The organism is Metabacillus endolithicus (genome assembly GCF_023078335.1).
GTDB classification, from domain to species: Bacteria; Bacillota; Bacilli; order Bacillales; family Bacillaceae; genus Metabacillus; species Metabacillus endolithicus.
In genome coordinates this window covers 50,601-77,384 of the sequence record NZ_CP095551.1, presented here as the reverse complement: position 1 = coordinate 77,384, position 26,784 = coordinate 50,601, and the positions used below count along the sequence as shown (strand labels likewise).

At 32.5% G+C, this 26,784-nt stretch carries 35 protein-coding genes and 1 pseudogene; 3 read left to right on the top strand and 33 right to left on the bottom strand.

The genetic code is table 11. The features are described 5' to 3' along the window. Positions 1-108: 108 nt before the first annotated feature. From MVE64_RS26290 to MVE64_RS26245, 11 genes are all read right to left on the bottom strand, one after another. Positions 109-675: a DUF3888 domain-containing protein gene (locus tag MVE64_RS26290; protein ID WP_247347627.1), complete on the bottom strand. Its 567-nt coding sequence runs from the start codon at positions 673-675 to the stop codon at positions 109-111. Between the two features lie 808 nt (positions 676-1,483). Beyond that, positions 1,484-1,984, bottom strand: coding sequence for a hypothetical protein (locus MVE64_RS26285; protein WP_379053434.1), 501 nt, complete (start codon positions 1,982-1,984; stop codon positions 1,484-1,486). 354 nt (positions 1,985-2,338) lie between these two features. Further along, positions 2,339-2,698, bottom strand: a complete 360-nt coding sequence (locus MVE64_RS26280; RefSeq protein ID WP_247347623.1) for a hypothetical protein — start codon at positions 2,696-2,698, stop codon at positions 2,339-2,341. A 781-nt stretch (positions 2,699-3,479) separates the two neighbouring features. Beyond that, positions 3,480-4,016 (bottom strand): hypothetical protein, encoded by a 537-nt coding sequence (locus MVE64_RS26275; RefSeq protein WP_247347621.1) that lies wholly within the window; start codon positions 4,014-4,016, stop codon positions 3,480-3,482. A gap of 261 nt (positions 4,017-4,277) precedes the next feature. Further along, on the bottom strand, positions 4,278-4,472 hold the full coding sequence (locus MVE64_RS28250; RefSeq protein ID WP_379053310.1) for a hypothetical protein: 195 nt from the start codon (positions 4,470-4,472) through the stop codon (positions 4,278-4,280). Between the two features lie 267 nt (positions 4,473-4,739). Beyond that, positions 4,740-4,922, bottom strand: coding sequence for an aspartyl-phosphate phosphatase Spo0E family protein (locus MVE64_RS26270; protein ID WP_247347620.1), 183 nt, complete (start codon positions 4,920-4,922; stop codon positions 4,740-4,742). A 26-nt stretch (positions 4,923-4,948) separates the two neighbouring features. Beyond that, entirely contained in the window at positions 4,949-5,149 is a 201-nt protein-coding gene (locus MVE64_RS26265; RefSeq protein WP_247347618.1) for a DUF2187 family protein, read from the bottom strand. 1 nt (position 5,150) lies between these two features. Continuing rightward, positions 5,151-5,672 (bottom strand): hypothetical protein, encoded by a 522-nt coding sequence (locus MVE64_RS26260; protein WP_247347616.1) that lies wholly within the window; start codon positions 5,670-5,672, stop codon positions 5,151-5,153. Beyond that, positions 5,656-6,030 (bottom strand): hypothetical protein, encoded by a 375-nt coding sequence (locus MVE64_RS26255; protein ID WP_247347614.1) that lies wholly within the window; start codon positions 6,028-6,030, stop codon positions 5,656-5,658. The genes MVE64_RS26260 and MVE64_RS26255 overlap by 17 nt, the downstream gene beginning before the upstream one ends. Before the next feature lie 122 nt (positions 6,031-6,152). Beyond that, positions 6,153-6,530, bottom strand: coding sequence for a hypothetical protein (locus tag MVE64_RS26250; protein ID WP_247347611.1), 378 nt, complete (start codon positions 6,528-6,530; stop codon positions 6,153-6,155). Between the two features lie 246 nt (positions 6,531-6,776). Then, positions 6,777-7,052 carry a hypothetical protein gene (locus MVE64_RS26245; RefSeq protein WP_247347610.1) on the bottom strand — a complete coding sequence of 92 codons (276 nt, stop codon included), beginning with the start codon at positions 7,050-7,052 and terminating at the stop codon, positions 6,777-6,779. Between the two features lie 108 nt (positions 7,053-7,160). On the opposite strand from MVE64_RS26245, the gene MVE64_RS26240 reads away from it, so the two are divergent. Both MVE64_RS26240 and MVE64_RS26235 read left to right on the top strand, forming a co-directional pair. After that, positions 7,161-7,478: a hypothetical protein gene (locus tag MVE64_RS26240; RefSeq protein WP_247347608.1), complete on the top strand. Its 318-nt coding sequence runs from the start codon at positions 7,161-7,163 to the stop codon at positions 7,476-7,478. A gap of 538 nt (positions 7,479-8,016) precedes the next feature. Then, the gene (locus tag MVE64_RS26235; protein ID WP_247347606.1) at positions 8,017-8,169 is read left to right on the top strand and encodes a hypothetical protein; all 153 of its coding nucleotides are present in this window, start codon (positions 8,017-8,019) and stop codon (positions 8,167-8,169) included. Between the two features lie 188 nt (positions 8,170-8,357). Here MVE64_RS26235 and MVE64_RS26230 read toward each other — a convergent pair whose 3' ends face one another. The 15 genes and pseudogenes from MVE64_RS26230 to MVE64_RS26160 form a co-directional block, all read right to left on the bottom strand. Further along, on the bottom strand, positions 8,358-8,762 hold the full coding sequence (locus MVE64_RS26230; protein ID WP_247347604.1) for a hypothetical protein: 405 nt from the start codon (positions 8,760-8,762) through the stop codon (positions 8,358-8,360). Positions 8,763-9,228: 466 nt separating this feature from the next. Next, positions 9,229-9,690: a hypothetical protein gene (locus tag MVE64_RS26225; protein WP_247347602.1), complete on the bottom strand. Its 462-nt coding sequence runs from the start codon at positions 9,688-9,690 to the stop codon at positions 9,229-9,231. Positions 9,691-9,723: 33 nt separating this feature from the next. Beyond that, complete coding sequence (locus tag MVE64_RS26220; RefSeq protein WP_247347600.1) at positions 9,724-10,125, bottom strand: hypothetical protein; 402 nt, start codon at positions 10,123-10,125, stop codon at positions 9,724-9,726. Positions 10,126-10,380: 255 nt separating this feature from the next. Continuing rightward, positions 10,381-11,163, bottom strand: coding sequence for a hypothetical protein (locus MVE64_RS26215; protein ID WP_247347598.1), 783 nt, complete (start codon positions 11,161-11,163; stop codon positions 10,381-10,383). A gap of 162 nt (positions 11,164-11,325) precedes the next feature. Then, positions 11,326-11,955 carry a hypothetical protein gene (locus tag MVE64_RS26210; RefSeq protein WP_098798163.1) on the bottom strand — a complete coding sequence of 210 codons (630 nt, stop codon included), beginning with the start codon at positions 11,953-11,955 and terminating at the stop codon, positions 11,326-11,328. 206 nt (positions 11,956-12,161) lie between these two features. After that, positions 12,162-13,043 carry a ThiF family adenylyltransferase gene (locus tag MVE64_RS26205; RefSeq protein WP_247347596.1) on the bottom strand — a complete coding sequence of 294 codons (882 nt, stop codon included), beginning with the start codon at positions 13,041-13,043 and terminating at the stop codon, positions 12,162-12,164. A 1-nt stretch (position 13,044) separates the two neighbouring features. Next, positions 13,045-13,716, bottom strand: coding sequence for a hypothetical protein (locus tag MVE64_RS26200; protein ID WP_098798161.1), 672 nt, complete (start codon positions 13,714-13,716; stop codon positions 13,045-13,047). Further along, on the bottom strand, positions 13,713-14,120 hold the full coding sequence (locus MVE64_RS26195) for a hypothetical protein (protein ID WP_098798160.1): 408 nt from the start codon (positions 14,118-14,120) through the stop codon (positions 13,713-13,715). Before MVE64_RS26195 ends, MVE64_RS26200 begins: the two co-directional genes overlap by 4 nt. Before the next feature lie 55 nt (positions 14,121-14,175). Then, a complete protein-coding gene (locus MVE64_RS26190; RefSeq protein WP_247347594.1) occupies positions 14,176-15,342 on the bottom strand; it encodes a hypothetical protein in 1,167 nt (388 codons plus the stop codon). Continuing rightward, positions 15,305-15,892, bottom strand: a complete 588-nt coding sequence (locus tag MVE64_RS26185; protein WP_247347592.1) for a hypothetical protein — start codon at positions 15,890-15,892, stop codon at positions 15,305-15,307. The genes MVE64_RS26190 and MVE64_RS26185 overlap by 38 nt, the downstream gene beginning before the upstream one ends. Then, positions 15,892-16,221, bottom strand: a complete 330-nt coding sequence (locus MVE64_RS26180; protein ID WP_141549703.1) for a hypothetical protein — start codon at positions 16,219-16,221, stop codon at positions 15,892-15,894. The genes MVE64_RS26185 and MVE64_RS26180 overlap by 1 nt, the downstream gene beginning before the upstream one ends. Positions 16,222-16,446: 225 nt before the next feature. Continuing rightward, a pseudogene (locus MVE64_RS26175) lies at positions 16,447-17,239 on the bottom strand (ATP-dependent DNA ligase). A gap of 107 nt (positions 17,240-17,346) precedes the next feature. Further along, entirely contained in the window at positions 17,347-17,595 is a 249-nt protein-coding gene (locus tag MVE64_RS26170; protein ID WP_247347590.1) for a hypothetical protein, read from the bottom strand. Positions 17,596-17,996: 401 nt separating this feature from the next. Continuing rightward, a complete protein-coding gene (locus tag MVE64_RS26165; protein ID WP_247347588.1) occupies positions 17,997-18,557 on the bottom strand; it encodes a hypothetical protein in 561 nt (186 codons plus the stop codon). 11 nt (positions 18,558-18,568) lie between these two features. After that, positions 18,569-19,180 (bottom strand): hypothetical protein, encoded by a 612-nt coding sequence (locus tag MVE64_RS26160; protein ID WP_247347586.1) that lies wholly within the window; start codon positions 19,178-19,180, stop codon positions 18,569-18,571. A 416-nt stretch (positions 19,181-19,596) separates the two neighbouring features. Here MVE64_RS26160 and MVE64_RS26155 point away from each other — a divergent pair, with 416 nt between their 5' ends. After that, positions 19,597-19,872 carry a hypothetical protein gene (locus MVE64_RS26155; protein WP_247347584.1) on the top strand — a complete coding sequence of 92 codons (276 nt, stop codon included), beginning with the start codon at positions 19,597-19,599 and terminating at the stop codon, positions 19,870-19,872. Positions 19,873-19,924: 52 nt separating this feature from the next. Here the strand turns inward: MVE64_RS26155 and MVE64_RS26150 are convergent, their stop codons facing one another. From MVE64_RS26150 to MVE64_RS26120, 7 genes are all read right to left on the bottom strand, one after another. Then, entirely contained in the window at positions 19,925-22,984 is a 3,060-nt protein-coding gene (locus tag MVE64_RS26150; RefSeq protein ID WP_247347582.1) for a DEAD/DEAH box helicase, read from the bottom strand. A 94-nt stretch (positions 22,985-23,078) separates the two neighbouring features. Further along, positions 23,079-23,924 carry a phosphoadenosine phosphosulfate reductase domain-containing protein gene (locus tag MVE64_RS26145; RefSeq protein WP_247347581.1) on the bottom strand — a complete coding sequence of 282 codons (846 nt, stop codon included), beginning with the start codon at positions 23,922-23,924 and terminating at the stop codon, positions 23,079-23,081. Between the two features lie 269 nt (positions 23,925-24,193). Continuing rightward, positions 24,194-24,640, bottom strand: a complete 447-nt coding sequence (locus MVE64_RS26140) for a hypothetical protein (RefSeq protein WP_247347579.1) — start codon at positions 24,638-24,640, stop codon at positions 24,194-24,196. Between the two features lie 12 nt (positions 24,641-24,652). Then, on the bottom strand, positions 24,653-25,687 hold the full coding sequence (locus MVE64_RS26135) for a DUF6094 domain-containing protein (protein WP_247347578.1): 1,035 nt from the start codon (positions 25,685-25,687) through the stop codon (positions 24,653-24,655). Positions 25,688-25,754: 67 nt separating this feature from the next. Further along, positions 25,755-25,979, bottom strand: a complete 225-nt coding sequence (locus MVE64_RS26130; protein ID WP_098796458.1) for a hypothetical protein — start codon at positions 25,977-25,979, stop codon at positions 25,755-25,757. Further along, complete coding sequence (locus tag MVE64_RS26125) at positions 25,979-26,374, bottom strand: hypothetical protein (protein ID WP_098796459.1); 396 nt, start codon at positions 26,372-26,374, stop codon at positions 25,979-25,981. Before MVE64_RS26125 ends, MVE64_RS26130 begins: the two co-directional genes overlap by 1 nt. 24 nt (positions 26,375-26,398) lie before the next feature. Beyond that, entirely contained in the window at positions 26,399-26,767 is a 369-nt protein-coding gene (locus tag MVE64_RS26120; protein WP_247347575.1) for a hypothetical protein, read from the bottom strand. Between the last annotated feature and the right edge of the window lie 17 nt (positions 26,768-26,784).

The following is a 26,784-nucleotide window of genomic DNA, read 5'->3' as shown; positions in this document are numbered from 1 at the left end:
AATTTAAATAAATATAAATATTTATAAGATAAAAAAATACGAACTGTTTAACTTGGTCGTTCCGAAGCTGTTAAGAAAATCCAAAATATCAGATTCTACGTAAACAAATTATTTCAACACCATAAATAATATTATTAATAGCATATCAAAAAGCTTGGATAATAAAATCCAAGCTATCAGATTTAAATTGTTTTGTTCAACTAAAGCGCTTCTATAGTTGATTAATTTGATAGCTAGATGATCTTTTACTTCTTTATTGTTTACTAAATCTGGGTTAACACCAAACGTTAAAGTATCTGTTCCAAAAAACTTTTGATTGTTCATATCTCCGTTATGAACAGTAACTGTAAATGTAACGGTATAAGGGAAATGTTCATTATTTATTTCCTGATCCACTTCGTAATGAATTTCAACGACATTATATTTATTATCCCAGTCGTACGTTAAACCAGTTGCAGAAGGATCTTTGTAATATTTTTGAGTCTCTTTTACAATATGGGGCATAAAAAGCTCAATCATAAAGTTTTTAAGATATTGTTCTTGTGTAACATCATGAGTAGCATTATATAAGTCCTCGCTATAACCTTTACGATGAAAATCTTCCGCACAAGCAATGTGTAGTGAAATTAAAAGAGTCATTGGTAATAGAACAAGTGAATGAATAATTGTTTTCATTTTCCACCTCCTCTAACTATAATCTGTAAAGAAATACAATTTATTCATAATAAAAGTAAGGATAAGTTTCTCCTTACATCAAAAACACTTATCCCATTTTTCAGGATAAGCGCTTTTGATTGCTGAAGATCATTAATTTATAATTTCTTTGAAGGCTCTATAACAAGATAGAAGTAATGGAAAGCATAATACTCTTCTATCTATTTTTTATTTACATAAATCGTATTCATGATTATGCTTATAAGTTTTAACCCCTTTATTTAATTCTCCACCAAATTAAGGGGCCATTTTTTTCAACTGATTTCTATAGTCTTTAGGTCATTTACCCCTATTCCGCTACTAAAATATATAGCCGTTTATATATTTAGATCTGACCATATATTTTATATATAGAGAGTGATTATTAAAGCAATTATAAAAGAGGAATATTTCAACACTTTAAAATGTTTTATTTTTTTAAGACCCATATTTCCCTCAAACTCTCTAAAGAAGTTTCCTAAATTGAAAGCAATAAAGGCTATGATTATATAACTAATTGATTCTCCAAAATATCCTTTTAGCGGATTAAATTTCACATAGTAAAACAATAATATAGATATTGTGAAATAATATAAAAATAAATTTACTTGCTTATAAATACTTAGCTTCATAAAAAACTCCCTTACTTTTTAGTACGAACAAACGGGGTTCTACCACCGTCTTTTTCAGCCTCTTTCCACTTACTTGAACTATAAGACTTCCCGTAAACTATAATAACACCTTATTGCGGAAGATCATTATTGAAGTAAGACGCTTTGTTCGTGGAACATTATTGAAGTAGATTATTTAATAGAGAGTCATATTCTTCCCAAAATTTCAGATACATTTCTTGGTCGTACTCATCTGAAATTTGTTTTTTAGATTGATTAAAAAAGCTTTTAGCTTTCAAAGCAAAAGACACTATTTGTTCATTATACAACTGGTTGCTTAATACAATTTTATCTACTGGAAAACGTTTAATTCCAGTTTCAAGACTAGTCGATTTTATTTTTATAAAATTAGATAAGATAACTTGATCATTTAAGTGCTTAACACTCCAATGAATAGATATTGGGCATCCCATCATTAACATCGCGCCACAGCCATGAAGGATTAATCCCTCTCCATTTTCAGGATCACATTCATAATCTTTATAAACTGTTCTTAACAATGCTAAGGCAGATTCAATTATTCCCCATTCTTCCCCTAATCCATCTTTAGTTATTATATGATCTTTAACTCTAATATAAATTTCTCCATGAGAGCATAAATCTAATTTCGAAGGTTCCATCCAATGTTGATTTAAGATTTTAATTTTAAACTCATCCAAAATGAACACTACTCCTTCTGTTCTTCTAATCTAATCACTTATCTTTGCCTAACTCTTTAACCGTAGGTAACTCATTAATTCCTTAAAAGGAGTTGAATATGAGTCCTCAACTGAATCTTTATATAATGTTGAAGAGATTACTATGTCACAAAATAATGATAATGATTCTGGAGGTATTATTGTGGTTCATAATTAAACTCGTTTTGATTAGGATTAATATTATCAATTATTCCAAATTCATGAACTGGCATTGATCGTCCTCCTTTTTCATACCCTTTTATTGCTTGTTCAACTTCTAACAGCAAGGTACATTGACTAATCAGACAATCCTTGCCCTTCTCTAACTTTCAAAATCATTTCAGCATTGAAACTTAGGATTCCTAATTCATTGTTATGAGCTAGCTTTTTTAACATATTTTCAACTTTGATTGATTTATACTCTATATCCAAAGCTATTCCACAAGCCCAAATAATCACATTCGGCTCTGTATGACACAAAAGTATATCCAGCATTTCTTCGGCTAACTCTCTATCCTCTTTCATTACAATAAAAATTTTGTATAGCTTATCACTGGCTTTATTGCCCCTTTTAGAATCACCATTAATAGTTGATTCCCCATGTATTACAGCGTTCTCAATAAATAATTCTGTAAAACCATTTATATCTTTGTTCACTTCATTCTCATCTCCAAGATTAGGTAGGTAGAAAAGGTTAATCCACGTTAAAGTTTGTTAAATTGAATAATATAAGTTCTTACCTATAAAATAGGTAATTAAAAAGTGAACTAAATTTTAATAGTAAATACCAATATTATAAAAATAGGACCTAATATAAATAGAGGTAAAACGCTATATTGAATGCCCAAAAAGAATAATAAAATGAGCATAATAATACCTAGGGATATAGTAGTTTTAATGTTTCTAACTAGAAGTAGTATAGACATTATTGAACTAAAAAATAAAACTCCACCAATTAGGAAAAAGACGCTACTAATCATGTCTAACAGAGGAAAATATTCTAGGTCACGTATCGGCAAATTAGCTAAACAAATCGTTAAAGAGAATAATAATGATAAAAGCAGCCAACTCCAAAAATAGTACTTTCTCACATGGCACCTCTAACTCAAAAATGATCTTTAATAAAATATATAGAATAACCAATGTAGATGTACATGGAAATATTATGTATTTTAATAAATTCATTAAACTACTTCTCAAATGCAATTTTAATAACCCTTTTATACTTTAATAATCTTCTCCAATCTGGCCAGATTGCGGAATAAAAAATTCCCGCATATCAATACAAGAATTATAATCAAACTTTGTTTTAAATTATCGAACTTTTTTACAAATTATCAGACATTATTTTAAATCAACAATAAAAAAAGACGATTTCTATTTTCAATGAATCGCCTTTTAAATAGCAGATGTCTACCGTTAAGAACTTTATATGAATCTACTTAATACTTAAAATAAACACCACTAAAAATACTATCGCAAATATAGGAGATAATAAAAATACTGGGTTTTTTCTGAACGATTTTTTTATTTTACTTACTATCTCAAAAAATCTAAATAGTTTTTTAAACATCCATAAATATGAGTTATGAACTTCTATTCGTCCATTATTCCATATAAAATCAGATTCTATATAAAATAGTTCTGGATGATCTTTAAGCACTTCTTTAGAGGTATTCCATACTAATTCTTTATTGTTACTATCAAATTGTATAAATTTTTCGCTGTTCTTTAAGGAATTTAGGATAGTATTATATATTATAGTTTTATCTACAGTTTCTTTTACTATTTGAAATTTCATAGTAACTTTCCCATTAATTAACTTACTGTTATTTGAATACAAGTTAGTTAAAAGAGATAGTGTATATGATTTTCCGAATTCAAATGTTTTATTGCTAATAATTAGGGTGTTACCTTTTGACCAGGATGACGTAGGATTGAATTTCTTACCATCAGAATCTGTAATTTCTACCATTGATTCATCTACATATCCAAGATCTTCACTCAATATTTTCGTTTAATCTAATTGTACGAGGAGCTACTCTTTCTATAATCACAGAGAAAGTTTTATTTTGGATGACTTGCTGTATGTTCAATTCTTTATTAATTAAGAAATTACTAATTTCTTGAGGTAGAGATTTATAACCTCCTTCTAATTTTATTTCTGAAGCTCTTCTTTTTAACCGTTCTAACTTATTACTCGATTCAATAGCAGATCGATAATTTGTATATTTAATTAATTTTCAATATCTTTTATTAATATTACTTGCGAAACCTCATATATAACTCTTTCTCTAGCGATCTTTGCAGGAGTAACATACTTATCATTCAGAGATTTCCTACTTGCTGATCCACTTACTTTACCGATTGCTCTTTCAGTCTTTTTGATTTCTGAACCAAAGTTATAATAACTTTCATCGATAAGTATCAAATCACCTTTATTAATCTTATTGTTAAAAGCTTCCGTTTATCTTTAAGTCTATTCCCTTAGTTGTTTGCACTTATATACGTTGTAGATGAACTCGCTGCTGTGATATCAGGTATAGCAGACAGTGTAAAAATGAAAAAGGTGATTAAAAGCATTATTTTTTTCAAGATTTCCCCCAAAGAGTCTATTATTTATAGAATATATTAACATGTAAATGAAAAATAATACCCAAAAATTATTTTCTAGATGATAAAGAAAGCCTAAAATTTACTAGACTTCCTTTTTAATACTTTTATTGATTACAGACAGAATTGCAATATCAAGCTCTTCTGATAATCGAAGTGTTTGAGGGTTAGAAAATCCTAGTATTGTTGCAGCTTCGACCATTTCATTCCGCTTCTTTTCAATATCTAAATTTATCGACTGAACAGTATGATTACGATCCTCTTCCAAAGCACTCATCATTCCTTTATGGATTATTAATTGACAATAGGACTTGTTAGAATTCTATAATTTTTGTGATTTACAACCGTTAATGTGCTTGGTGACTCAATTTTTTCTGCATCATCCTGGGTAATTTCAACAATCACTGTATTCGGATATGCCTTAACAACTCTACCTATAACATCAACGTTATTTCTGGTAAAAGAAATATCGATTCCGATTAGAAATTCACTCATTTTACTCATCCTCTTTAGTGGTATTAATATTATTTAATTGTTTCTTTGTTTTAAACTTTTCAAGGTACTTATCACCTTTTATAAGCATTTCTGTTTTTTGATTACCTTCATATTCATTTTTTCTTAAATGGCCATAAACTAGTGCATGCTGCCCAACTAAATCTTCTTCCGTGTACGAGAACTCTTTCCAATATTCTTGAAAGATAACAATAGTAAAAGGAACATCATCTTCTTTCTTAAAGTTAATGTACATTACCTTCTCACGCTTAATTACTCTATCAATAAGACCATATACAAAATAACCAACTTTAGGTAATGTCCGATCTAACCATAAAAGGTGATGTGCATCTTGCTGGTTAACGATTAACTCAGAAATGGGTATCTTTCGCCCATTTCCTACATTAATGAGGATTGTTGCAAGCAGATCTGGTTCGTACTCCGTAAGTAGCTTTACTACTCCTTTTACCGAGCTTATCGATTGAGGAGTTTCTGTTTCATTTTTCAATTTAACTTTTTTCTTCATTTTTTTCTTCTTTTGTTTCGCGTTCTATTGTCTTACTTTGATAATCAGGATCTATTCGGTTCATGCTGAGTCTAATAATTGTTTCACTTAAACTATCAGACATCTGTGTCTGGTATTCTTTTGTTTTATTAACGGATTCTAAGATATCGAGTCTCTCATAAAAACCACAACCTTTTACATGCCGAGAATCTCCTTTACCAGTTGTCTTAAAATGAGCATTCATTGTAGAAGACTTGCCTACATATATCAACGGAGCCTGACAGTTTTTATCAATGCAGAACAACCTGCTACCGTGAATTGATTCGTCATATTCTTTAGTGTTTACTGCATTCCCATTATGAAGAAGAGCGGTTTGCATAAATATACCTCCCTGAAAAATAAAAAGACGCAAACGAAACCTGTGTTTTATCAGGTTCATTTGCGTCTTCCGCCATTGGTTATATTTCTATATAGCATACCATATTAAGGGATTTTATTCTACTAGTCTTGATTAAATTGATCCTTTGTTAAGGGTAATAAGTTATTACCCTCTTGAATGGCTACTTTCATATCTTTTATAACGTCATTTAGCTTAGTTTCGATTTGACTATAGTACTTTTCGATGTCGTTATGTAGAGAAGTTAATAAGGCAGTCATTTCTTCTAGTGTATCACCTGTTTTAAGTATCTTTTGTTGTATAAGAACATCGACATTCCCAATCGGAAGATTGATGTGATCTGTAATTAAAACAATGTCATAGGACTTATCTGTTTCTACTAACATTTGAACTTGTTTCTGGTTCATGAATATCACGCTTTCTCTTACGTTTTTACCGTAATATTCAATCAACTTTTGCTGTGCAAGATTTAAATTTAACAAATAAATCACTCCTATATATTGTTTTTATTTTAAAAAGGAATATAACTCTCCTTGTTAACGGGTTCTTGATCTTTATTCGGAGTTACTACTAAGTCGATAAAAGAATGACGTCTTACTCTGCAGTTAGGTAGTAGTATCTATCTCATATAGATGTCTCCTGGTAAGATTAACTGAATCTCAACTGTTGAGTTGGCAATAAAGATTTTTGAAGATCACAAAAAAGTCGATAAATAAGCGTAATGTTCATTAACAATCATCACCAGTAATCCACCATTCATAAATTCCATGTTCATCTTCTGTCCAACATACCCATATTTCACGACTATTTCCCATTTCAACAAATGAAAAATCTTTGTTTTCTATCTCATAATCATCACTAAGTACATTAATAACAATTCTTTTAATATCGGCATCTGTAACTGCATTATCAGAAATAGGAATAATATTATTGCAAATGTATTCAGCAAGTTCTTTATTCCTTGTTAACTCGTCACCTGTGAATTTATCCATTGTAAATCCCATAATTTTAACCTCCTTGATTGTTACGCTATTTAAGCTAACTTTTTTCAAATGATGAATTAAAAATCAACATAATAAGAAATATAAAAGTAAAAAAAAGTGAGAATTAATATGGACACTAGTGAAATCGTTAAACAAATGACCCAAGTTTTTTCGAATTATGAACAAGCACATTCCCTTCTAATTGATAAATGGTTTGAATTTATATTCTTAACCCCCAGATGGTGGCTTGGTATATCACTAGGAATTATCCCTTGGTTAATATGGTGGAAAATACATAATAAGAAATATACTGGGGACCTTCTTCGTGCAGGTCTATTTATGACTTCTATTTCTTTAATCCTTGATTCGTTAGGTGTTCAGTTAGGCTTATGGATATATCCTTATGATGTCCTTCCCTTTATACCAGGTTACTTCCCTGGGATCTAACTCTTTTACAAGTTACAATGATCGTACTTATTGAAATAAAACCAAAACTAAATCCAATATATAAAGGAAAAATGTATTCATCTTTTTCTTCATTTATTGGTGAGCCAATTGCAATTTTTATTAAGCTGTATGAACCTATACATTGGAAGCATTATTATTCATTTCCCATTTACATATTATTATTTTTAATAACTAACAAGGTAGCAAAGAGTAAGTTATTCAATTCAAATATGAGTGTCGACTAGTCCACTGTCCATTTCAAAATAAAATATGTTGAATATACTTTTATTGAATATCATCTTCAATATTCATCGTAGTAAGTCACCTTGGTAAAGTGACCTATTACAAACTTTTTCTCCTTTAGGGGCATATTACTCGAACGATGGGTAATAGCTTGTTTATGTCGCTATTAATTTCAATACTTATACATTCCAATTAGTAAAGAGGACTCATTCAGTTGTTCTATTGTGAATAATTGTTACTAATGGTACCCTTATCTAACATAGTGTTTTTTTCTATGTAAAGGAGCAAATGCACTATGCTAAGTAAAACTGATCAAATACTATTCATTAGAGAGCTTGGACGTTTACAAAATGATTTTAAAAACTGTAATTCTGACCAAGTCCGGGAATTCATTCACCAAGACATTCTCCTTCTTCTATGTGCACTATCAATTACTGCTATTGAATAGCAGTTTTTTTATGCATAATATAAGTTTTTTATTCAGTGCTTTTAAACGGCATTATTTTGTAATAGTTCACCCTATCGATACAGGTTCAATAAACCGTTATTAACTTTCCCAGTTTGCTGGCTTTTGCTGTGGTAACCAAACTGTCCCATCTTTTTGTAACATACCATACTGGCCATATCCGTCTTCATCTACATACCATATGAGATAATTACGTATCTCAACGGATTGAATATGGACAGGCTCATGAGGTGGGGCAGTACTTTTTCTAACAAAGGGGCCCAGCCAAAATCAAACTGTTTATTTAGTTGAATTTCCTCACCTGATTTATTCAGGACCCAGACACCAAATCTTTTCATCTCATCTATATACCAAACAAGTCCTTCAACTACAGGATCACATGGAGCAACCCAAGGATATCCATCATAAATTGTATTTTTTCTTGCATGATTTCTCCAATCACTAGACTGTCTGTGATATTCCATAAAGTCGTCTGCTACTTGTTTTGGAAACAGATCATATACACTTACTTGGCTGCCAGTAACTATCTTATTTGCTTTATCTATTGGAAACGGAATAATTTTAGCGGTTGCCATTTGTCTTATCCTCCCTAACCGATTAGTTATACATATATACGTATATCATAATATGTTTTTTCTATTATAGTTTCCTTCTTAAATATTGTCCACATTTTTTTACAAAAGTGAATTGATAGTTATAAAAAAACTCCGTTCTTCTACGGAGCATGGTGGATAACGCTAGTAAAACCTTAACACTACATATGGAAAAACGGCACAGAATATAGTTAAAAAAGCCATCCCCCACGCAAGAAACTTCCAAAACCTTGAAGCCTGTGGGTTTTTTCTCGCTTTAAAATATTGGACCTGTACCAAACATATTAAACAAAAAATTACACAGGCTATAAGCCCCCATTGCTGTATAAATGAAAGGAATTCGAGCATCCATTCATTCATGTTACTATCAGAAGGTAGCTTTGGAAGAATGGTGTCATCTTCAAATTGTATTAGCGGTTTACTTTCTTCCATAAAATCACCTATACCTTTATACTAAGTATTCTTCTTCTTCAGGAAAGTCTATTTCTAAATCAAATGCTTCTTTTCCAAAACGTTCTAGATCTCTATAAATAAAAGAACTGCTAAACTTGCAATCTATTATTTTACCTTTTTCAAAAATAAAGGTAATTGTCCCCTGAACAATTGCTCTGCTAGAGATATAATTACTTACAATGCTATATACAATCTCGTTATTTAATCTTAGCAACTTTTCATTATATTCCTTTGTAGGACGGGAAATATATAGACTACCGTTTCTTATTTCAGGTTTTACGCTATAGCTATGATTTAATCTAGGGTATCGCTTCATGGCAAATATGATTTCTAAGTTTCCATTCCCTGATTTTTCATTACATAAGTCTTGAGCCTCTTTAACAAAATAATTACCAACCAACAACATTGTACGATCAATCAATTCACTTTTACTAGTATAAATATCATTTTTTGCCATAACTTTTCCCTCCAATATGAATATTTAACAAATTTATCGTTCTAGATCTCTATAAATAAATGAGCTGCTGAACTTGCAATCAATTATTTTACCCTTTTCAAAAATAAAGGTAATTGTCCCCTGAACAATTGCTTTACTAGAGATATAACTACTTACAATACTATATACAATCTCATTATTTAATCGTAGTAGCTTTTCGTTATATTCCTTTGTAGGATGGGAAATATGTAGACTACCGTTTCTTATTTCAGGTTTTACGTTATAGCTATGATTTAATCTAGGGTTTTGCTTCATGGCAAATATGATTTCTAAGTTTCCATTCCCTGATTTTTCATTACATAAGTCTTGAGCCTCTCTAACAAAATAATTTCCAACCAACAACATAGTACGATCGATCAATTCATTTTTACTAATATAAATATCATTTTTTGCCATAATTTTTCCCTCCAATATGAACATTTAACATATTTATTTATTCCGAAATTCCCAATTTCCAATTTCCAAAAACGACATTTTTTTCAAGTTCCTTTTACCAATTATACGTATATATGTATGCTTGTAAAGTATTTCAAGTAAAAAATACTTATTTTTTGCAAGGTTGACCCTTTCTCATAGGACTATAAACCCATTAATGCTAATCCTATCAGAGAGAGTAAAAAGAGATCATTCACCTCTTTTTAACCCCGCTTCTCAAGATACATGTGTGTTACCTAAACTATTTTGTGTTAAGTAAGTACTCTCATCATCAATTCCCCAGACATTTAAGACTGTCCATATATGTTTACTAACACTTATTTGAGCTATGATAATATCTCCCTCTTCATAAGAAGATAATTTTTGATGCTCAAACATTCTGTCAGCTGTTCCATCTCCAATAAAAGCAGTATATTCATCGATTTTTTCAATGAGTCTTACAGCAATATAATAGAGCCCCTTTTCAGGTCGGTCACATAGGAATAAATCAACCTCTTTAAAGTTAAACCAGGAATTTTTAGTATCTTGTTCTTGTAATTCCAGATCTACACTGCCTTGAATTGTTTTCCCCTCTTCAGACACAGCGTCAACTAGAGTGTGTATATCTTCCTTAGCATTAACTTTTTCTAGAAATGCAGCCGACAGACTATCTATTTCTACTTCTTTAAGCTCTTCAATGCTGAGTAATGTTTCACTTGTAATTTCAGTAGCTGGATTTAATAATAGTTCTTCTTGCTCTACCTGATCATTTGTAATTTGTACATCCATTACTAACCTGTCTTCGACGTTGTCTATAGGATTATGTAATGGTTCACTCTGTATACTACCTTCACTTATCCTATTAATTTGATTAAGAATCGACTCATTTTGTTTTGTAATCTGAAAAGTATACAGAGCCTCTGTTCGTGTCTTGGCTCTAATCTCAGCACTTTTAGAAAACAAATAAAGTGAACAACTCAATACTAGAATTGATAGAGTTAAAACTATTGATATGAACATTTTTAAAATCCTCCATTATATTTAATAAACGCAAAAAAGCCCTATGGGGCATACTTCCTCCAATAAGGAAAAATACCACCCATAGGGGCTTAAAACTTCAACAAAAGGCTCAATGAGCAAACATAAATAACATATGGGATTATTATAGCATTATGTTATAGATTACTCAATAATTTTAATTAACCTCGTAAATTTTTCGTAGTTCTTTATGATATGAAGATAATAATCATCTGGTTGATATATTAAATAGCGTCTAAAATGACGATTACTCTGTGGAAATGAAAAAGTTACGGAATCAATAACATTAGATAACCTAGAAATTATGGCTCTGGTTCTATTAAATTTGTCTTCCATCATCTTGCTAGAAAACCAAGCACCTGAAGATAATAATTCAGCTAAATACTCTTTGTCTTTTATTGATATAGAACCTTTAGAAAGCCTATGAAGTACAAGTTTATCTCCATTATCATTATAAACAATCTTGTTAAAGTTCAAATTACAATGATTAACAAAAAAGTCTAATAAGTCTTTCTGATCTACATAATATTTATTTCTCGGTAAATTTTCTCCAGTAATTTCATAATATTTAAAGTAATCATTTTTAAACAATGTTCTCTCAAATGAGGACCGTGATATATTTAATAATTCAATAAGGGTATTTAGTGGAATTAATCTATGTATACCGTAAATTTGTATAAACTCATGTTTATGGAAGTAGTTAAGTGCTTGTTCTAATGTTAATTTAGTTGAGTTTTTTACATTAATAGTAATTTTTATTCTATTGTTTGGCATATCATTTAATTTCGTCCCCTCTTAGTTATTAAATAAATCTAATATAACACATACAAATGTATAACATATTTGCTTTTACTGGAAAAATAGTCATATAGTCTTACTTTATCATAGCAATATATTTTAATCAATATTTCCAAATTTTGAAAACGTTATTTTGAAGTTAGTATAGTGGTTTAAGTGGGGAAAATAGGAGCGAAAGTTCCCTATTCTTCAGTTGATTTTAGATTTTCAAGCATACTAATATCTTCTTCTGTAATAAAGCCTGTCCTTCCTCCGCTCATACATGTCTGAGCATTAAAGTTTATTATGTGACTATATATTCTTTGTGAGTGAAATAAATTGTTCATTACATTATTAGCAATTGTAGCAGCCATCCGATTTGTAGCACTCCGTTGTGGATTATTTATAATTAATTCCCCACAAGACTCGTCAGGAAACGAACTTTTTGCATCTTCTAGCATTTCTGGATAGACATCTGTAACAGGTTTCAATATCACTCTTCCTCTATATTTAAAACCTATTACAACTTGCCCACTAAATCCGCTTTCCCTAATAACTTTGCTATCATTAGAAGAAATATTAACCCCTGTGACTCCAGCATCAATCCAAATTAGATTTTCAATATCATCAGAGTAAAAATAATCATGAAACAATTGTCTTGTTTTATTATTATCAATCATTCCCACTAAAATTTTTACTGTTTGATATTTATCTGAGATACCTTTATCTGAGAATAATTGGTCAATCATTTCTTTCGTTTTTACATATCGTGGAATGCTACCGATACTTAATCCGTAAACTTCTTCATACCGTTCTTTTAACGCATCCACTTTAAATTCACCAATATCTTCTTGAGTACACAATTGATTTGACAAATTGTGATCTTCATAGCGATCAGCATCGCACAAAAGCATGTTTACCCCGAAAGTAACGTCCTGATTATCTTCATTAAAGGATCTAAAGTGAGTTGCAATATCCTGACATAATGAACGAAAGAACTGGCCGCCATTGGCGCCAGCTCCTACTTGTACAATATCAAAATATATTTTCTCTCTTCCTGGTTCTAAAATATGTAAAGATTCCATATTATCTTTCTTCCTTTCCATTAATTTGGCTTGTAAATGAAACATTGTCTTTCCATTCAAGAGGGTATTCTCTATATCTTGTAATATCAAAATCTGTAAAAATTTGATCATAATCCAATTCATAATAGAATCCATTAAAACCTACTCTTAACACCTTTGAAGGTTTATGTGTATGCAAGTTTCCTATAACACCATAGATAAAAAATCTCTTTTCATCATAATTATCAGTAGGTGAAAAGTAAGCAGGCATTGAATTATGTGAATGAATTTGAAGTACTTCTACAAGGTCCTCTGAATATATAGACTCCGTGAAAGAAACTTCTACTTTAGAAACGGATTGAATCGGGCATCTAACCTCATAACTTTCTAGTTCTTTGTTCCAAAAAAATTGAACCATTACTTCATAATCAAATTCTAAACAGTAATCACGAAAGAATGTTACAACCCGCTCTAACAAGTATCCTGGTATCTTTGGTAAATCCATTTGAAATCCTGTAGGTACTTCTTCTAATCGCTGAAGAGACTGAACTGGAACAGACATCGTCCCAAACTCACTCTTTCTAATTTCATATAAACGTCCGTCTTTAGAGGCAACAATATTAAAAGGTGTTAATCCCTCTTTTAGTAGATCAGTTAATGACCAGCTGTAAGTGTGAATTCCTTTTTTCATCATCCTTTTGCTCCTCCTGTAATACGAGGAAACAGTCGTTTATTCTCTTTATCAATATCCCAAAAAGTACGATCCCTACTCATTTCAAAGAATTCTTTAGCCATTTCTTCTCTCAATTGCTCAGTGGAAATACCACTCTCCGGTATATCATTTACAAACTCTGTAACTTGGAAAGTATTAGAATAATAATGGATAGTCCAATCTTCTTTAATATTTTCAAAGACCTTTTGAGTCTTAGCTGCAACTGACTTCTTCGATTCTTTTTTATCACTTGCTGAAGAAACGACTTCTTTCTTATTCGACTTTTTATCTTCCTTTTTTGCCTGTTGCTTTTCATTACTCTTATCTTCCTCTTTATTAATAAACTTAACATTCTCACCAAATAGACTTAATTGATTTTCAAACATTTTTTCATCCTCCTAAAATGTGTATTATATTCTTAATTCATTAGAAAAAAGACAGTTACTTCTTTTCAAACTTCTGTAACTCTAGCCAATCAGAAAGGGTTAAACCATCTTCAATTGGAGTTAGATCTTCATGATTAAAATCATTATCTTGTAGAAAATAAAACTTCTCTCCTAAATTCTCACCAAAGTACGCATGATCATTATTTGGGGAATTTATAAAAGCATATGGAAGTGTACCTACCATTGATAAATCCTTAACCTTATAGGACTGCAAATCTGGCCAACAGCATGACAAACTTTTAAATACGTTACTGAATGGGTAACGATATAATTGAGTTGTTGGCTTAAGTAATTTATCTTTTATACACACTAATTGCGACATCAATACCTCTTGACCACGTATTTTAAATAAAAAAAGCATGTTTGGATGCCCTACTTGTTTGAAATCCCTACGATGATACTTAACATCAAATCGTTGAGCTTCAACCTCTATTCCAACTAAAACTGTCCCATCCAACATTTCTTGATAGATAAAACAATTTTTCGGGAGCAATGGGCTTGAACATACTCTTTCTTTCTTGATATACGGCTCTAATACACGTAATACTGCACTTTTATCAGCTTTAGAAGCTGTCACCTCAAATAGACTATTTATTATTTCCTTATCATCTAGAAAGTTAGCTTGCTGATATATCTTCCTTAAAATCGGCGATAAGAAAGGAACCGAACGATCTCCGAGTAAATTGACTTTCTCAAGTATCTTACAGAAGAGATCAATTAATAGAGTGTACTCATACTCTCCACTAAAGTTGGTCCTACTAAATTTATCTATAAATACTTTTAAAATCTTATTGGTTTCTTGAACAGAAAGCTCCATAGGATTAAAGCGACTACTAAGTTGAGTAAACAATAACTTAACTGCTTTCTCTCCATAATCGGGTACATTTCCGGTTATCATGTCTATAATCTGAATAAGATCTTCTTCATGTTCACCAGTATCCCAGCTATCCGCTTCAAGATATGGAGTAAATAATTCAACCAAGGTATTTGTTGATAACAAATGCCTAATAATTTCGCTATCCTCCAAAATATCTAACATCGATAGTGCTAAATCTGTAGGTGAGATATAGTTCCTACTAACAGACATACCATTCCATAAGTTATTCACTACAGTACCATGCTCCTTAAGCTGAATGTGAACTTCGTTGACTGTTTGAGTCATATTTATTTCCTCCTAAATTAGAAATTGTATTAATCTTGTCCTTCCAGGTATTTAGAAATAGAATTAGATATTGTTTAAATTCAAAAATACCTTGCAACAGTGTAAAAAATTCAGAGTAATAAGGATCTCCTACGAATTTCAGAAGAAGTCCATTGTCTGTAAACTCGCCTTTAATAGACAGTTCGAATAATTCCGCTGATACATCAAGAAAATCAACAAGATTAGTACACTCTTCCCAGAACATTAAATAATCCTTAGTCCCTTTTAGCAGCTCTTTAATCTTGTATATTTCAGACAGCTCCTTGCAGGTAATGAGATACTCTCCATCCGTACTTCCATTATTACCTTCGCTTACTTTTTCATAAAAAAAGAGTTCACCTAGCGCGACCCAAAATAACGAAAATTTGTAGGAGTGATAATCTACAAAAAATGTTAATTCCGGTGCTAGTGGAACTCCTTCATCATGCATTAATTTGGCTACTAATAAATTATCTGCAGTGCTATAAGCAGCCATTAACCATTCATTAGATAGATAAGCTGACTTAGCCACTAAAAAAACCTCCTCTTTTTCCTAATGGATTGAATTGATTTAACTTTTTTAGATATATGAGCTAATCGATTCACATGATATAATCCATTTTCAGCATTAGGAAAGAAGTCGACTTGTCCTTCATCGAACTCGTCAGAGTTATAATCAATAATTTCCTCTCTTGCTAATACAAGATCATCAAGAGTAAAAGAATCAAAATCTACTTCTCCAACTTTTTCTTTGTCGTATAACATTAAAGAAATCAGTCGAATTTTCCTAGTATTTTGAGCGTGGATATCTTCCGGTACTGAACTTTCCCCTATTGAAGAAACAAACCTTTGTAATCTCAAAAAAATCCTCCTTTTAACTGTTTTTTGCATACAAAAAAGCCTATAGGCAGACTTTTCCTTCAAAAAGAAAAAATACCACCCATAGGGGGCTTGAATGCTTCAAAAATTAAGGCTCATAAGAGCAAGAAAAAATAACTATATATTAAATTTATCAAGAATCTGTCTTAAAAGCAATTAGTTCAGAGAGATTAAGGGAGATTAGTAAAATAATAGGTCTGACTTTTTTTATAACCATTGATGAAAAGATGGAATTCGCAATAATCCTGAACGTGTTAAATTTCGATATTTCACCTGGCATTTAATTGGCTCTATCCTAATGTATTTTTCAGTTTCAGATACTTTTCTCATTGTTTGATAGAGTTTCTTTCTTTCGTCAGTTGGCATGAATTCCATTAGTAGCATAAGATCCATCCTCAAAAGCCAAGTTAACTCCAAACTCACCCTTTTTTAAAGCTGTGAGATAGATATTTTCATATTGATAATTAATCACCTTTATCCATGATTTACTGCGCTTATTCAGTTCATATGGGCTATCCGCCTTCTTAATTACTATTCCTTCTAAATCTCTTTCTTTTACTAAATCAAAATACTCTACTGCATGCCCTTGAATAAATTGCCCCAACACTACATGTTCTATAGGTGTAACAACTTTTGAAAGTAATTCTTTTCTTTCTAAAAGAGGAAGGGACGTTACATTCTGGTCATTGTACTGAATGATATCGAACACACAATACTGAATAAAATGATTACTTTTAGAGGATTGGAACCTCTCCATCATTAACTCAAATTCTGGTCTACCGTCATCACCGGGGACGATAAGCTCACCATCGAGTATAGTACCGTTTGGCATATCTAGATCATGCAGCTCTTTAAATCTAAATGTAACTTCTGTATTGTGACGTGTATATAAACGAACCTTATCATTAAATTTAGTCCAAATGAGCCTTATCCCATCAAGTTTCAATTCTGTCAAATAAGTATTATCGTTAATCGGCTCAATTGCCTTTTCTAGTAACATCGAGCTTTATCATATAAACCACCTCTTATTACATGTTATTAGAAACTTAAAATGATGTAACTAGTAGTTTCGAGGCAGAAAAGGAAATATCCACCGATGTTAAACCTCTAGAGTTTTTTAATTGCTTTTTTCATTTCATTAATTAATTTCTCTTTTATTTCCACGCTATTTAGAATTCTGTAAGACTTCAATGATTCTAAATCATCTTCACTCTTAACAACCCATGAAAATGAATACTCCGGTATAGTGAATATAAATACATCCCCATGTTTATTCACATCTTTTATCACGTACAAACTTGCTTCATCTTTGCTTTCAAATACACTATCTTTTATATCAATTAATATATTTTCCATTAACATCTACCTACTTTTATCATTACGAGTATAGTTATATATTACTATAAACACAAAAAGCATACGAAATAATACCTAATAAACTCTCCTATTAATATATAAAATCGAGGCTATAACCTTGATATAAAAGCAAATAAAGAGCTGTTTTGAACAAAGATTGATCAAAACAGCTCTTATAAAATTTTTATCTGTTTATTCTTTTATGAGAACTATGATATTTTACAACAACTATTCTTCTACAATCTTCATCTTGGTTTATTAAAGAACGGATTAGGTATTTAAGGACATAAGTAAATGAATAAACAATCGTTACTTATATTAAGAAATGCAATTGTTAACAAAATAAGGAAGTTTAGCTTAGGTAGCACACATCCTTCCGTGTTATTAAGGATTTCCCATGGTTATTGTACAAATAAATCTATTTTACTTCTGTTACTATAATCAAAAGTAGTGCTTTTTGCAGCATTTCGCAACAACATTCCAATTGTTTTACTATAAATAAAAGCATCATTTCCTTGGAGATTTGCATAATAGGTGTAAGCCTTGCGAGTTTCTTCATCCCAGTTGTTCCATATATTCGGGCTTAATACCATGTTTTCAGAATACAACGGCAAGATCATCGAAAAATAAAACTTTATTTTATCTACCGATGAATTTTGCAGCTGATTAAATAAAGTTTTATATATTGCTTTCTCACTCTCCAAGCAACTTAATAAAATGTACGACTGTGTTTCTTCAGGAAAAACTGTTATAGCAACCCGATGCATTACCCCCTTTATAGTATGTTTTATTCTTCGACCATCCAGGTCGTAATCTGGAGCAATGTAAGCATAATTTGCAAATTTTATTTGTTCGGGTAATTTGATAATGCAAGTTTCGATACCACCATGTTTTCCTGCAAGGATTTGATTATCAAAAAGTGCTTTTATTGGTTCAAATTCCTTCATTTTGAGCTGCAACATTCGATACATTCCTACATTTTAAATGTTTTGAATACCTCAGGGCGGTTTGCAAAACTGACTTTAAAAATATCCATAGCCATCCATTGCTTATAATATTCAAAGATAAAAGCTTTGTAGGCATATACAAATTTCATTGCGTCATTTGATTCATCAAAATCAGGTGCACCTTTTTCAATTAATGCAAAAGCTATATTATCATGTAAATCACAAAAGCAAGTTTGAGTTGTTGCATTATTAACACTTGTTTTACTAATTTCAATGATAAGTTCCGTTTCCCCATTTTTAAGAGGAACTAACAAAGGAATTTTCTTAGGATCTAATAAGAAGACATGCCGTTCACTAGCTCCGAGTAAAGATATTATTTTATTATTTTGCAAAGCATGAGCATTCTTAATTTTACCTTTGCAATTATTCTGATCCGGGTGCATACAGCATTTTTTCATAGACTTTCGCATCATTTCCATTAACTGGACTTCCGGTGGTTTTTTTGATACTTGAACTGGTAATATTGGTTTATTATTACAACATTCGTTATATATTTCCTTGCTGCCACATGGGCAACTTTCCCATTTACTAATTCTAAATTGATTTAATAGATTCAGTTTTCTTTCTCTATTGACCAATCCTATTCACCCCATATTAAAGTTAGTTAGATATTTAAATTAACTATACTGCCCATTCTTTTAACGATCATCTCAAATATCTCTTATTTCCACAATTAATTATCAGAGAAAATGGCCTTATAAAGATAAAGAGCACAATCCTTATTCAAGAATGGAGCTGTTTGTGGAATAAAATTAGCAACACTGGTTTCTTAATCAAACTCTTTATTTAGGATTGAACTTACTTTCAAATCCACAATAAATGTGATATTCCCCACCATTTTTTGCTTGTACTTTTAGAAATATATAAGTATAATCAATCCATAAAACTAAAAAACACACAATAATCCACGGAAGCACCGTTGGGAAAGAGGCTATAGTTATGCCCTTTTTCAACGGTGCTTTTTTGTGTTAATTATTGTAATGGAGGAATAAATATGGATGTTTTAGTATTTGAAGAAAAAATTAGTATAGAAAATTTATATGTAATTATTTATAACACGGAACTACTAGAAGATGCTGTCGTTTTCTTTACGGAGGCAGATGATTTTGCTGAAGGTGAAAGCGAAATTTGTGAATTTAATAAAAAGTATTACTTTGTAGGAAAAGATGAATTTTTTGGGTTAGAAGGTCCTACTAAAGCTTATATGACAGATTTCAAGAATGGAATTATTATACAACTGATAGAGGATATTAGAAGTGTTATAAAGTAATAATAAGAAGAACCCCTCAAAATTGCATGAGGGGTTCTATATTCCGGCGTAATTAGAAAACAAAACCCAGTTGATTTTCAGTTGGTGCCTTTAATGTTTTCTTTTTCTTATACTTTGTGATATCTACTAATGCAATTATTCCATCATCCTCAAGATCCACACTAGAACCACTCGATTCAGTGATGTTAAATAATGAATCTTCTTCAGTACTATCGGTTACTATATTAGATTCAGATTGATCAATAGGCACAACTTTTGAAACACCGCAGAGTTTTAATGTCTGTTCTGCCAGGTCTTTCATTCTATCAGCTAAGATATGTTCAAAATTCGCTTCTTCAATCATTTCAACATCTTGATATTCAATTGCAGCAAGTTCTTCCCACGCATTGGCAAGATCGGCTTCTGCAAAACATTCAGCAAGATCAGTTGCTAATGATGATTGCTCATCATAACTATACTTAGCAAGTTCTCCTCTATCTAATCTACCTTCTGTCATTAAAGCATGACCTCTAGCACTCATTACCTTTTTAAATTGACTCATCTCTTGTGTACCATTCAGAATAGGAATTAGAACCCTACACTCACGATGTTGACCAATTCTGTGTGCTCTCTTCGCAGACTGACGGACAACGTTAACTTCATAACTTAATTGATTAAAAATAAGCGTCGGCCAAGCAAGTAAATCTAAACCAACTTCAACCAACTTCATATTGGTTATTATGACTTTTACTCCCTCATCCTCAAACTTTTGAAGGACCTCAGAACGCTTTTCGGTATTGGATTCGTTTAAAATTCTGCTCGGAATACCATTTTCCTTAAGGATGTCATGAACTCTCTCATTTAGTTGGTATTCTCCTGTATAGTTGTTATAAATAACAACTCCTCTACCTTCAGATAATTCCTTCTTCACATTATCTATCAACCATTCTTCCTTGGCTGTATAACCAGTAAGTTGTGGAGCTGATACAATTGTTTCTTTTCCATCAACACTAACAAACGTATAAAATGCTCCTAAATCGGGTCTAGCAGCGTAATTTAAGGTGGCAGGGTTAAACTTTGACCATGCTCCTTTAGCACCTGCTCGTGCCCTTTTAGCACACTCTTCATACATTACCTCATGAAACTGTCTATATGCCGCTTCATGTTCTGGTTTCGGAGTAATAAAGATTGGTTTCTCCTTTAGTTCCACCAGTGGTAACCCTAAGTCCTCCAAATCAAGAAAAGCAGTTTTATGCAATAAAAATTCAGCTGTCATATGTGGTGCAATACCTGGCTCTTCTGTCGGTTGCATCGGTTTTCTACGCTGTCTTGTGACCCATCCTTGATGATTCACTTCATCCTGTAAATAAACGATTTGCTTTAACTTTCCATATCGTTCCGCCCATGTCAAATCCCCTGTAGAATCATTCATCCCTTTATCTAATAAGGATTTTGGATTGGTTCTCCAAAGAATTTCTTTGATCGATGTAGATTTTCCATTTACAAGGGTACCTGTAAGCATGAGAGTCTTTTTTGCTGATTTAACCATTTGAGCAAAAGCATCTCCTCTACCACTACCGCTTGCTTTACATTGATGGACCTCATCCACAATGTATAAATCAAAGTATTTTTTCATACGCTTAAAGATTTTAGAAATGTTAGCTACAGGACGCTTATTCGTTTCTCCACGACTTTTGACTGCGGGGCGATACAGTTTTGTTCCACAAGGTAAAGCACCATCTGGTAGGTAACCTTGTACACCTTCTTGATATGAGCATTTAAAGAATTGTTTAGTCCTTCTCCATTTCACTTTCCATGAATTTGGTAGTCCATTCGGTAGTAATGCTTTTTCTTCTCTTGCATCTATTAACTGCTCTATTGTAGGTGCAGATCCGAAAGCTACATCAGACCAATCTAAAGGAAACCATTCTCCTTCTTCTTTTTTATATAATTGGCGTCCACAATCTGGGCAATGCCATCCATAAGAATCAGAAGTATTCTTCACACGTTTCCATATGCCTGCAAAGTATGGTTCACTGTCTCTTTTGGCTTTATCAATACCCACAATGGTAAATTCAAGATCACCTACTGTTGGGCGGTAGCCATTACGAACACGCTCCAAAAGCCTCAATGCATCCTCTGATGACCGGACAATTGATGTTTTCGCATGTGGGACAGTTTTACCAATCTCTTTCTTTTCCCATTTACTAAGTGTTATACCAGGAGCAGAAAGCAAAACAGCAGTCCCTCTTTTAGAGCCTCTTCTTTTCTTCCGTTCGTTTAAGACGTGAGCGACACCTATAGCTTGTATACTCTTTCCGGTCCCCATGTTCGCAGATGTTATAACCGAATTCTCAACATCTAATCCGTTTATTAATCCCTGAATAACATGTGTTTGAGCAGGAAAAGGAACTCTACTCATAGTTGCTATTGCAGGATCTACCTTATCTTTCATGGTATGCAATGGTCTCATAACACTTAATTTTTTATTCATTGCACTAGCGTTATTAACCATATATTCTTTTAACGACCAAGAAGGATCAAATTTACCTTCGATCTCCGATTCAGGAATGGTAAGTAAGCGATTCTTTAGTGCCATTTCTACTACCTCTAAAACATCACTTTCGCTGCCGTTTATCTTCAGGGCCCTTAAATTTGGATTTAAATGTTGAAAGGCTGGATTCTGAATTACTTCCAAGTCCTCGATCATAAATCCAAAAAGACCGGCATAATGGTCACTCCACTCCGGTGGTAAACCAAAGCGTGAAATCATATGTTGAGCAACATCTTCTTTGATGTTTCCATGAAGAGATAAGATATACCCCCTCGTGTTCTTATCACTATCAATAACACCAGATAAACCATCTAAAGTAGTCAATGAGTTATAAATAAAGGCATGAGCCACATCACCAATACCTACTTTACGTTCAATCCTCCTAAAAGGATCGTGACCTCTTGTAAGCTCCTTTCCTTCTACAACCACTGTTCTACCTTCAATAATACCTGCTGTTATAGCAGTAACCGCTTCTGGAATTCCTATATAAGAGGCAGCTAACACATGATCTTCCTCTTTCACAATAAATTGTAATTTTGCTTCAAAATGACGATCAGTACTCTGTAAATAAATATTCATACGTATTTTGCCATGACTTTTATTAGGTAGGGATATAACCCCTGACCTAAAAAACAAAGTCAGAGGACAATCCCTCCTTTTATAATTTCATTTTTCATTCAAAAAAACATGGTAAATCAAACGATAACTGTTTGTCTGATCCTTCTGCCTTCTTTATAAAGTCTACTAACGATAGCGGATTTTTCTTTTCCCATTTAAGCGTGTGTCCCATTTCCTTTTCCATACGAATTAATTCGTTAAAATCGTCAGGGTAAAGTTCTGAGACCTTCTTCATCTCATTCGGTGAAAGAAAAATACAAAACTTACAGCTGCATCGTGAAACATATTGATAACAAGGGTGTGGCTTAATTCCAGCAAGCTCATTTAGTTTCATCACCTGATCCTTCATTAAATGATGGATAGGACGAAGCCAATCAACGTATCGCCCTTTTGTTGGTGCGTTTGCTGTCTTGTAAACTTGGAAATTGGGTTTATTTGCACGTCTTGGACTTTCTTGCGCCCTTTCACCGCTAACACATAAATAATTTCCAGCACCTAAGCTCCTTACCCATTTACTGTAGGTATCGCGTTTTTGGTAAGATGTGCAATACTGAGTTGCCCCTGAAGGCCATTTTCCCCTATCAGTTATTCTCTCTTTTAAACTTTTATCGGGGTTAAGAATAACCATTGGCAATCCTAAAATTTCTTGGCAATACTCTAGATATTCATCAGTTTCCTTCCAATCAAAAAATGCTTCTTGCTTACCATCCACCCTAAAATGAACCATCTCTATTTGTTCTTTCGGTACACCGTAACCATATAAAAGGAGTAAAACACAGGCTATACTGTCTCTACCTCCACTAAAATTACAATGAATTCGATAATCCCCAAACGACTTCATTTCATTAGGCAGCGGCACAATTAGGCTTTTAGCATACTCAGTTAATTTATTAAAGTTCATAAAAATAGCTACTATTCTTTACGAACAGTAGCTTGCCTCCTCTCATTATAAAAATGAAAATAGTAATCTCTTAATATAGAGTAAAAACTTCCTCTAAAGATAAGTTCCTTCTTGAACTTTTCTCGACTAAGTAAAAACCATTTGAATAATAATGATCTACCTGCTCCTTACGTAAAGAAGGTGGGGTATACCTCATCATAAAATCAGCTTCCATATCAGTTGCAGAATCAAACCAATCAAAGTAGTCAGACCAATTAAAATGAGCATTCCTACTTTGTATAGGGGCTTCTTACTCCAACGAAGATAGTAAAAGTCCATTCCTGCTTGTCTCTTTGTATATCTGCTCCAAGAATCTCCCAAAAGATAGCATCCTGACTGGTAGTGAATCCATGAATAGAATGTATACTTTCCATCTTGCAAAGGCTTTTCACCATTAAAGATTGTCCGTAAATTCCTTTAAAAGATTGAAGATCATAAATGACTAGGCTATGAAATGAAATATCAACATTACCTACACCTAATATCTCATCTTCTAACAAAAACACTCCAAAGAGTCCTGGTAGCGGATCAAACTTCACATATGATAAAGATAAATAGTGTGGGATATCTTTCGAAAACCTAATCTGCAGATATCCTTTTCCTCCGCATTCTTCACATAAAGCTAAGGCGTTCTGATCATGACAGTAACCACAATCTATATTTGATATTAATCTCACAATTAGTTCCTCCTATTGAATCTCATGTATACCATCAGTGGTAAATACACGAACGACACTTTTGTAATGTTTGATATATACTTCCTGTTTCGCTAATCCTTCTTCATCGAGTACTTCTTGTTTTTCATTGACCTGCTTTGTTACACCTACAATGATGTGATTTCCGAAGTTTCCTCCTATTGCTCCACTAGCAACGGCTATACCTGCGTGAGTCACCTTTAAAGGAAGAAGCGGATTTTTCATCGTACTGTTCTTCGCTTTTGGTGTAACTCTTTTCTCAAATTCTTGATAGGCGAGTGATTGAGCAAGATCTTCAGCAAGTTCTTCATTACGTAATTTACCAGCTCTAAAGCATTGAATGTCTGTGCTACTAGGCACTATAAACATTTCTTCAATCTCTTCAATGGTTGGTAACACTTCAGGACCTTGATCCGCTATTTCTTTAAGGTATGCTTTCGTTTGTTTTCTAGCTTCACTGGAATGAGGCTTTCCAAACTTTCCAAAAACAACAACTTGCTTAAATACCGGATACGCTTCGTCAGTGAAACGATAAACTTTTATATCCTTGAACCTCCCAGCTAGAACAGAAGAACATGCTCCTAACACATATTGAGGTACACAGAACATTAGTAACCCATTATCAACGAGTACGTTTTTTGTTTTGCTGGTCAGCGTCCTGAGAAAGCGTAATTCAGTTCTCTCATGAAATACTTCATCGTAAGGAGGGTTAAGCCATAACAAACTATATTTAGGTTCCGTCCTTATCGATTCATATCCCTCATTTATGACAACATCTAATAGTTCCTCAGCTTTTTTTGCTCTAGATTTTTCAAGCTCTACACCAAAGCTTGCAACTGCTACGTCATACGTTTGTAGATACTGAGAAATCTGTTTAAGAGCCTTCCCTTCACCAGCACAAGGATCTAATAGATTTATTACTTCAGTTTCCTCATCTTGATTAATCTGAAGGTGAGGTAATATAAGTGATAATTGTCCTTCTGGTGTTGCGTAAAATCCACCTTTACTTTGCGATGCAATCCTAGCCATTTATTTTTCCTCCTAAAAATAAAAAACCGATCCATAAAAAGAATCGGTTTTCTAAGTAATGTATTATTTAATTACTTACCCTACTAAGCTCAATTGGTGTAAAAGGTTGTCCATTAATAAAACCAATAAATCCATCGATGATATATCGCAGTTCTCCCTTAAAGTTTAAAACTAAAAAGAAGTTACCCGCTCGATCTTCAATAGGTTGCCATTTTACGAATTCGGCTTTAATCGGTTTTTTATTCCCTTTTAAAATCACTTCGATTTTTTCACCTACATTATAAGTCTTCATTATTGAACCAGCTCCAATCTTGTAGGGATTGGCTCAATTGCGTATGTTACTCTTTTACCCTTAAATCTATCTTTTACATAAGCTTGAATTTCCTTCTCTGTACCGATTTTCATAAAAATCCCTGGTTTAGAATTCTTATTTACCACTTTAATACGATACGGATGGACTTCAGTAGCCATTTGCATTTTAAAGATAGCTGGGCAAAGATCAATTGAATGAACAATATCAGTACGAATAAGTTGAGTGTATGCTCCTGTTTTTATTTCAATCTGAGCTTCACTTCCAATAGATAGTGACTTTAACTTGACCTCTCCTTGTACAAAATGTCCATTTCGAGAATAACCACCATTTTCTATTACATATTCAACCTTTTCAGTACGAAATTTCGCTTTCATCTTTCATCCTCCTAAAATGTGTAATTAATGAACCTCACAAATATTGTTATAAAAATAGATCATCTCGGCTGAATGTACTTCAACTCCATCAGATGCTCTTGTAAATAAGTCAGTAATGTAAGGGTTAAAATAGACCTTTTCTCCGTTTATAGGAGAACCTATTCCCTCAAAGGTTCCGCGAACAACTGCACAAACTCTTTTTCGTTGCTCACTTCTTATTTTTTCAATACCTGGCTTACTAACTACGAATTTCCCATTAGACATAAGTACAGTGGGGGCATAGGCAACCACCTTCCCATAACATGTACCTTTTACCAGGCTTTTAATTGAAAAAATTCCACCTTTAACAAGGTTATAGTAAACTTCTACTCTATCTCCTTTATTTAAAGTCATGCCCTCTCTTATCCCTT

Excerpts from the sequence above, each read along its gene's own strand:
- MVE64_RS26290 (WP_247347627.1), bottom strand. The coding sequence starts at position 675 with ATGAAAACAATTATTCATTCACTTGTTCTATTACCAATGACTCTTTTA.
- MVE64_RS26285 (WP_379053434.1), bottom strand. The coding sequence starts at position 1,984 with ATGGAACCTTCGAAATTAGATTTATGCTCTCATGGAGAAATTTATATT.
- MVE64_RS26275 (WP_247347621.1), bottom strand. The coding sequence starts at position 4,016 with ATGGTAGAAATTACAGATTCTGATGGTAAGAAATTCAATCCTACGTCA.
- MVE64_RS26265 (WP_247347618.1), bottom strand. The coding sequence starts at position 5,149 with ATGAGTGAATTTCTAATCGGAATCGATATTTCTTTTACCAGAAATAAC.
- MVE64_RS26260 (WP_247347616.1), bottom strand. The coding sequence starts at position 5,672 with ATGAAGAAAAAAGTTAAATTGAAAAATGAAACAGAAACTCCTCAATCG.
- MVE64_RS26255 (WP_247347614.1), bottom strand. The coding sequence starts at position 6,030 with ATGCAAACCGCTCTTCTTCATAATGGGAATGCAGTAAACACTAAAGAA.
- MVE64_RS26245 (WP_247347610.1), bottom strand. The coding sequence starts at position 7,052 with ATGGGATTTACAATGGATAAATTCACAGGTGACGAGTTAACAAGGAAT.
- MVE64_RS26240 (WP_247347608.1), top strand. The coding sequence starts at position 7,161 with ATGGACACTAGTGAAATCGTTAAACAAATGACCCAAGTTTTTTCGAAT.
- MVE64_RS26235 (WP_247347606.1), top strand. The coding sequence starts at position 8,017 with ATGCTAAGTAAAACTGATCAAATACTATTCATTAGAGAGCTTGGACGT.
- MVE64_RS26230 (WP_247347604.1), bottom strand. The coding sequence starts at position 8,762 with ATGGCAACCGCTAAAATTATTCCGTTTCCAATAGATAAAGCAAATAAG.
- MVE64_RS26225 (WP_247347602.1), bottom strand. The coding sequence starts at position 9,690 with ATGGCAAAAAATGATATTTATACTAGTAAAAGTGAATTGATTGATCGT.
- MVE64_RS26220 (WP_247347600.1), bottom strand. The coding sequence starts at position 10,125 with ATGGCAAAAAATGATATTTATATTAGTAAAAATGAATTGATCGATCGT.
- MVE64_RS26215 (WP_247347598.1), bottom strand. The coding sequence starts at position 11,163 with ATGTTCATATCAATAGTTTTAACTCTATCAATTCTAGTATTGAGTTGT.
- MVE64_RS26210 (WP_098798163.1), bottom strand. The coding sequence starts at position 11,955 with ATGCCAAACAATAGAATAAAAATTACTATTAATGTAAAAAACTCAACT.
- MVE64_RS26205 (WP_247347596.1), bottom strand. The coding sequence starts at position 13,043 with ATGGAATCTTTACATATTTTAGAACCAGGAAGAGAGAAAATATATTTT.
- MVE64_RS26200 (WP_098798161.1), bottom strand. The coding sequence starts at position 13,716 with ATGATGAAAAAAGGAATTCACACTTACAGCTGGTCATTAACTGATCTA.
- MVE64_RS26195 (WP_098798160.1), bottom strand. The coding sequence starts at position 14,120 with ATGTTTGAAAATCAATTAAGTCTATTTGGTGAGAATGTTAAGTTTATT.
- MVE64_RS26190 (WP_247347594.1), bottom strand. The coding sequence starts at position 15,342 with ATGACTCAAACAGTCAACGAAGTTCACATTCAGCTTAAGGAGCATGGT.
- MVE64_RS26170 (WP_247347590.1), bottom strand. The coding sequence starts at position 17,595 with ATGGAAAATATATTAATTGATATAAAAGATAGTGTATTTGAAAGCAAA.
- MVE64_RS26165 (WP_247347588.1), bottom strand. The coding sequence starts at position 18,557 with ATGTTGCAGCTCAAAATGAAGGAATTTGAACCAATAAAAGCACTTTTT.
- MVE64_RS26155 (WP_247347584.1), top strand. The coding sequence starts at position 19,597 with ATGGATGTTTTAGTATTTGAAGAAAAAATTAGTATAGAAAATTTATAT.
- MVE64_RS26150 (WP_247347582.1), bottom strand. The coding sequence starts at position 22,984 with ATGAATATTTATTTACAGAGTACTGATCGTCATTTTGAAGCAAAATTA.
- MVE64_RS26145 (WP_247347581.1), bottom strand. The coding sequence starts at position 23,924 with ATGAACTTTAATAAATTAACTGAGTATGCTAAAAGCCTAATTGTGCCG.
- MVE64_RS26135 (WP_247347578.1), bottom strand. The coding sequence starts at position 25,687 with ATGGCTAGGATTGCATCGCAAAGTAAAGGTGGATTTTACGCAACACCA.
- MVE64_RS26130 (WP_098796458.1), bottom strand. The coding sequence starts at position 25,979 with ATGAAGACTTATAATGTAGGTGAAAAAATCGAAGTGATTTTAAAAGGG.
- MVE64_RS26125 (WP_098796459.1), bottom strand. The coding sequence starts at position 26,374 with ATGAAAGCGAAATTTCGTACTGAAAAGGTTGAATATGTAATAGAAAAT.
- MVE64_RS26120 (WP_247347575.1), bottom strand. The coding sequence starts at position 26,767 with ATGACTTTAAATAAAGGAGATAGAGTAGAAGTTTACTATAACCTTGTT.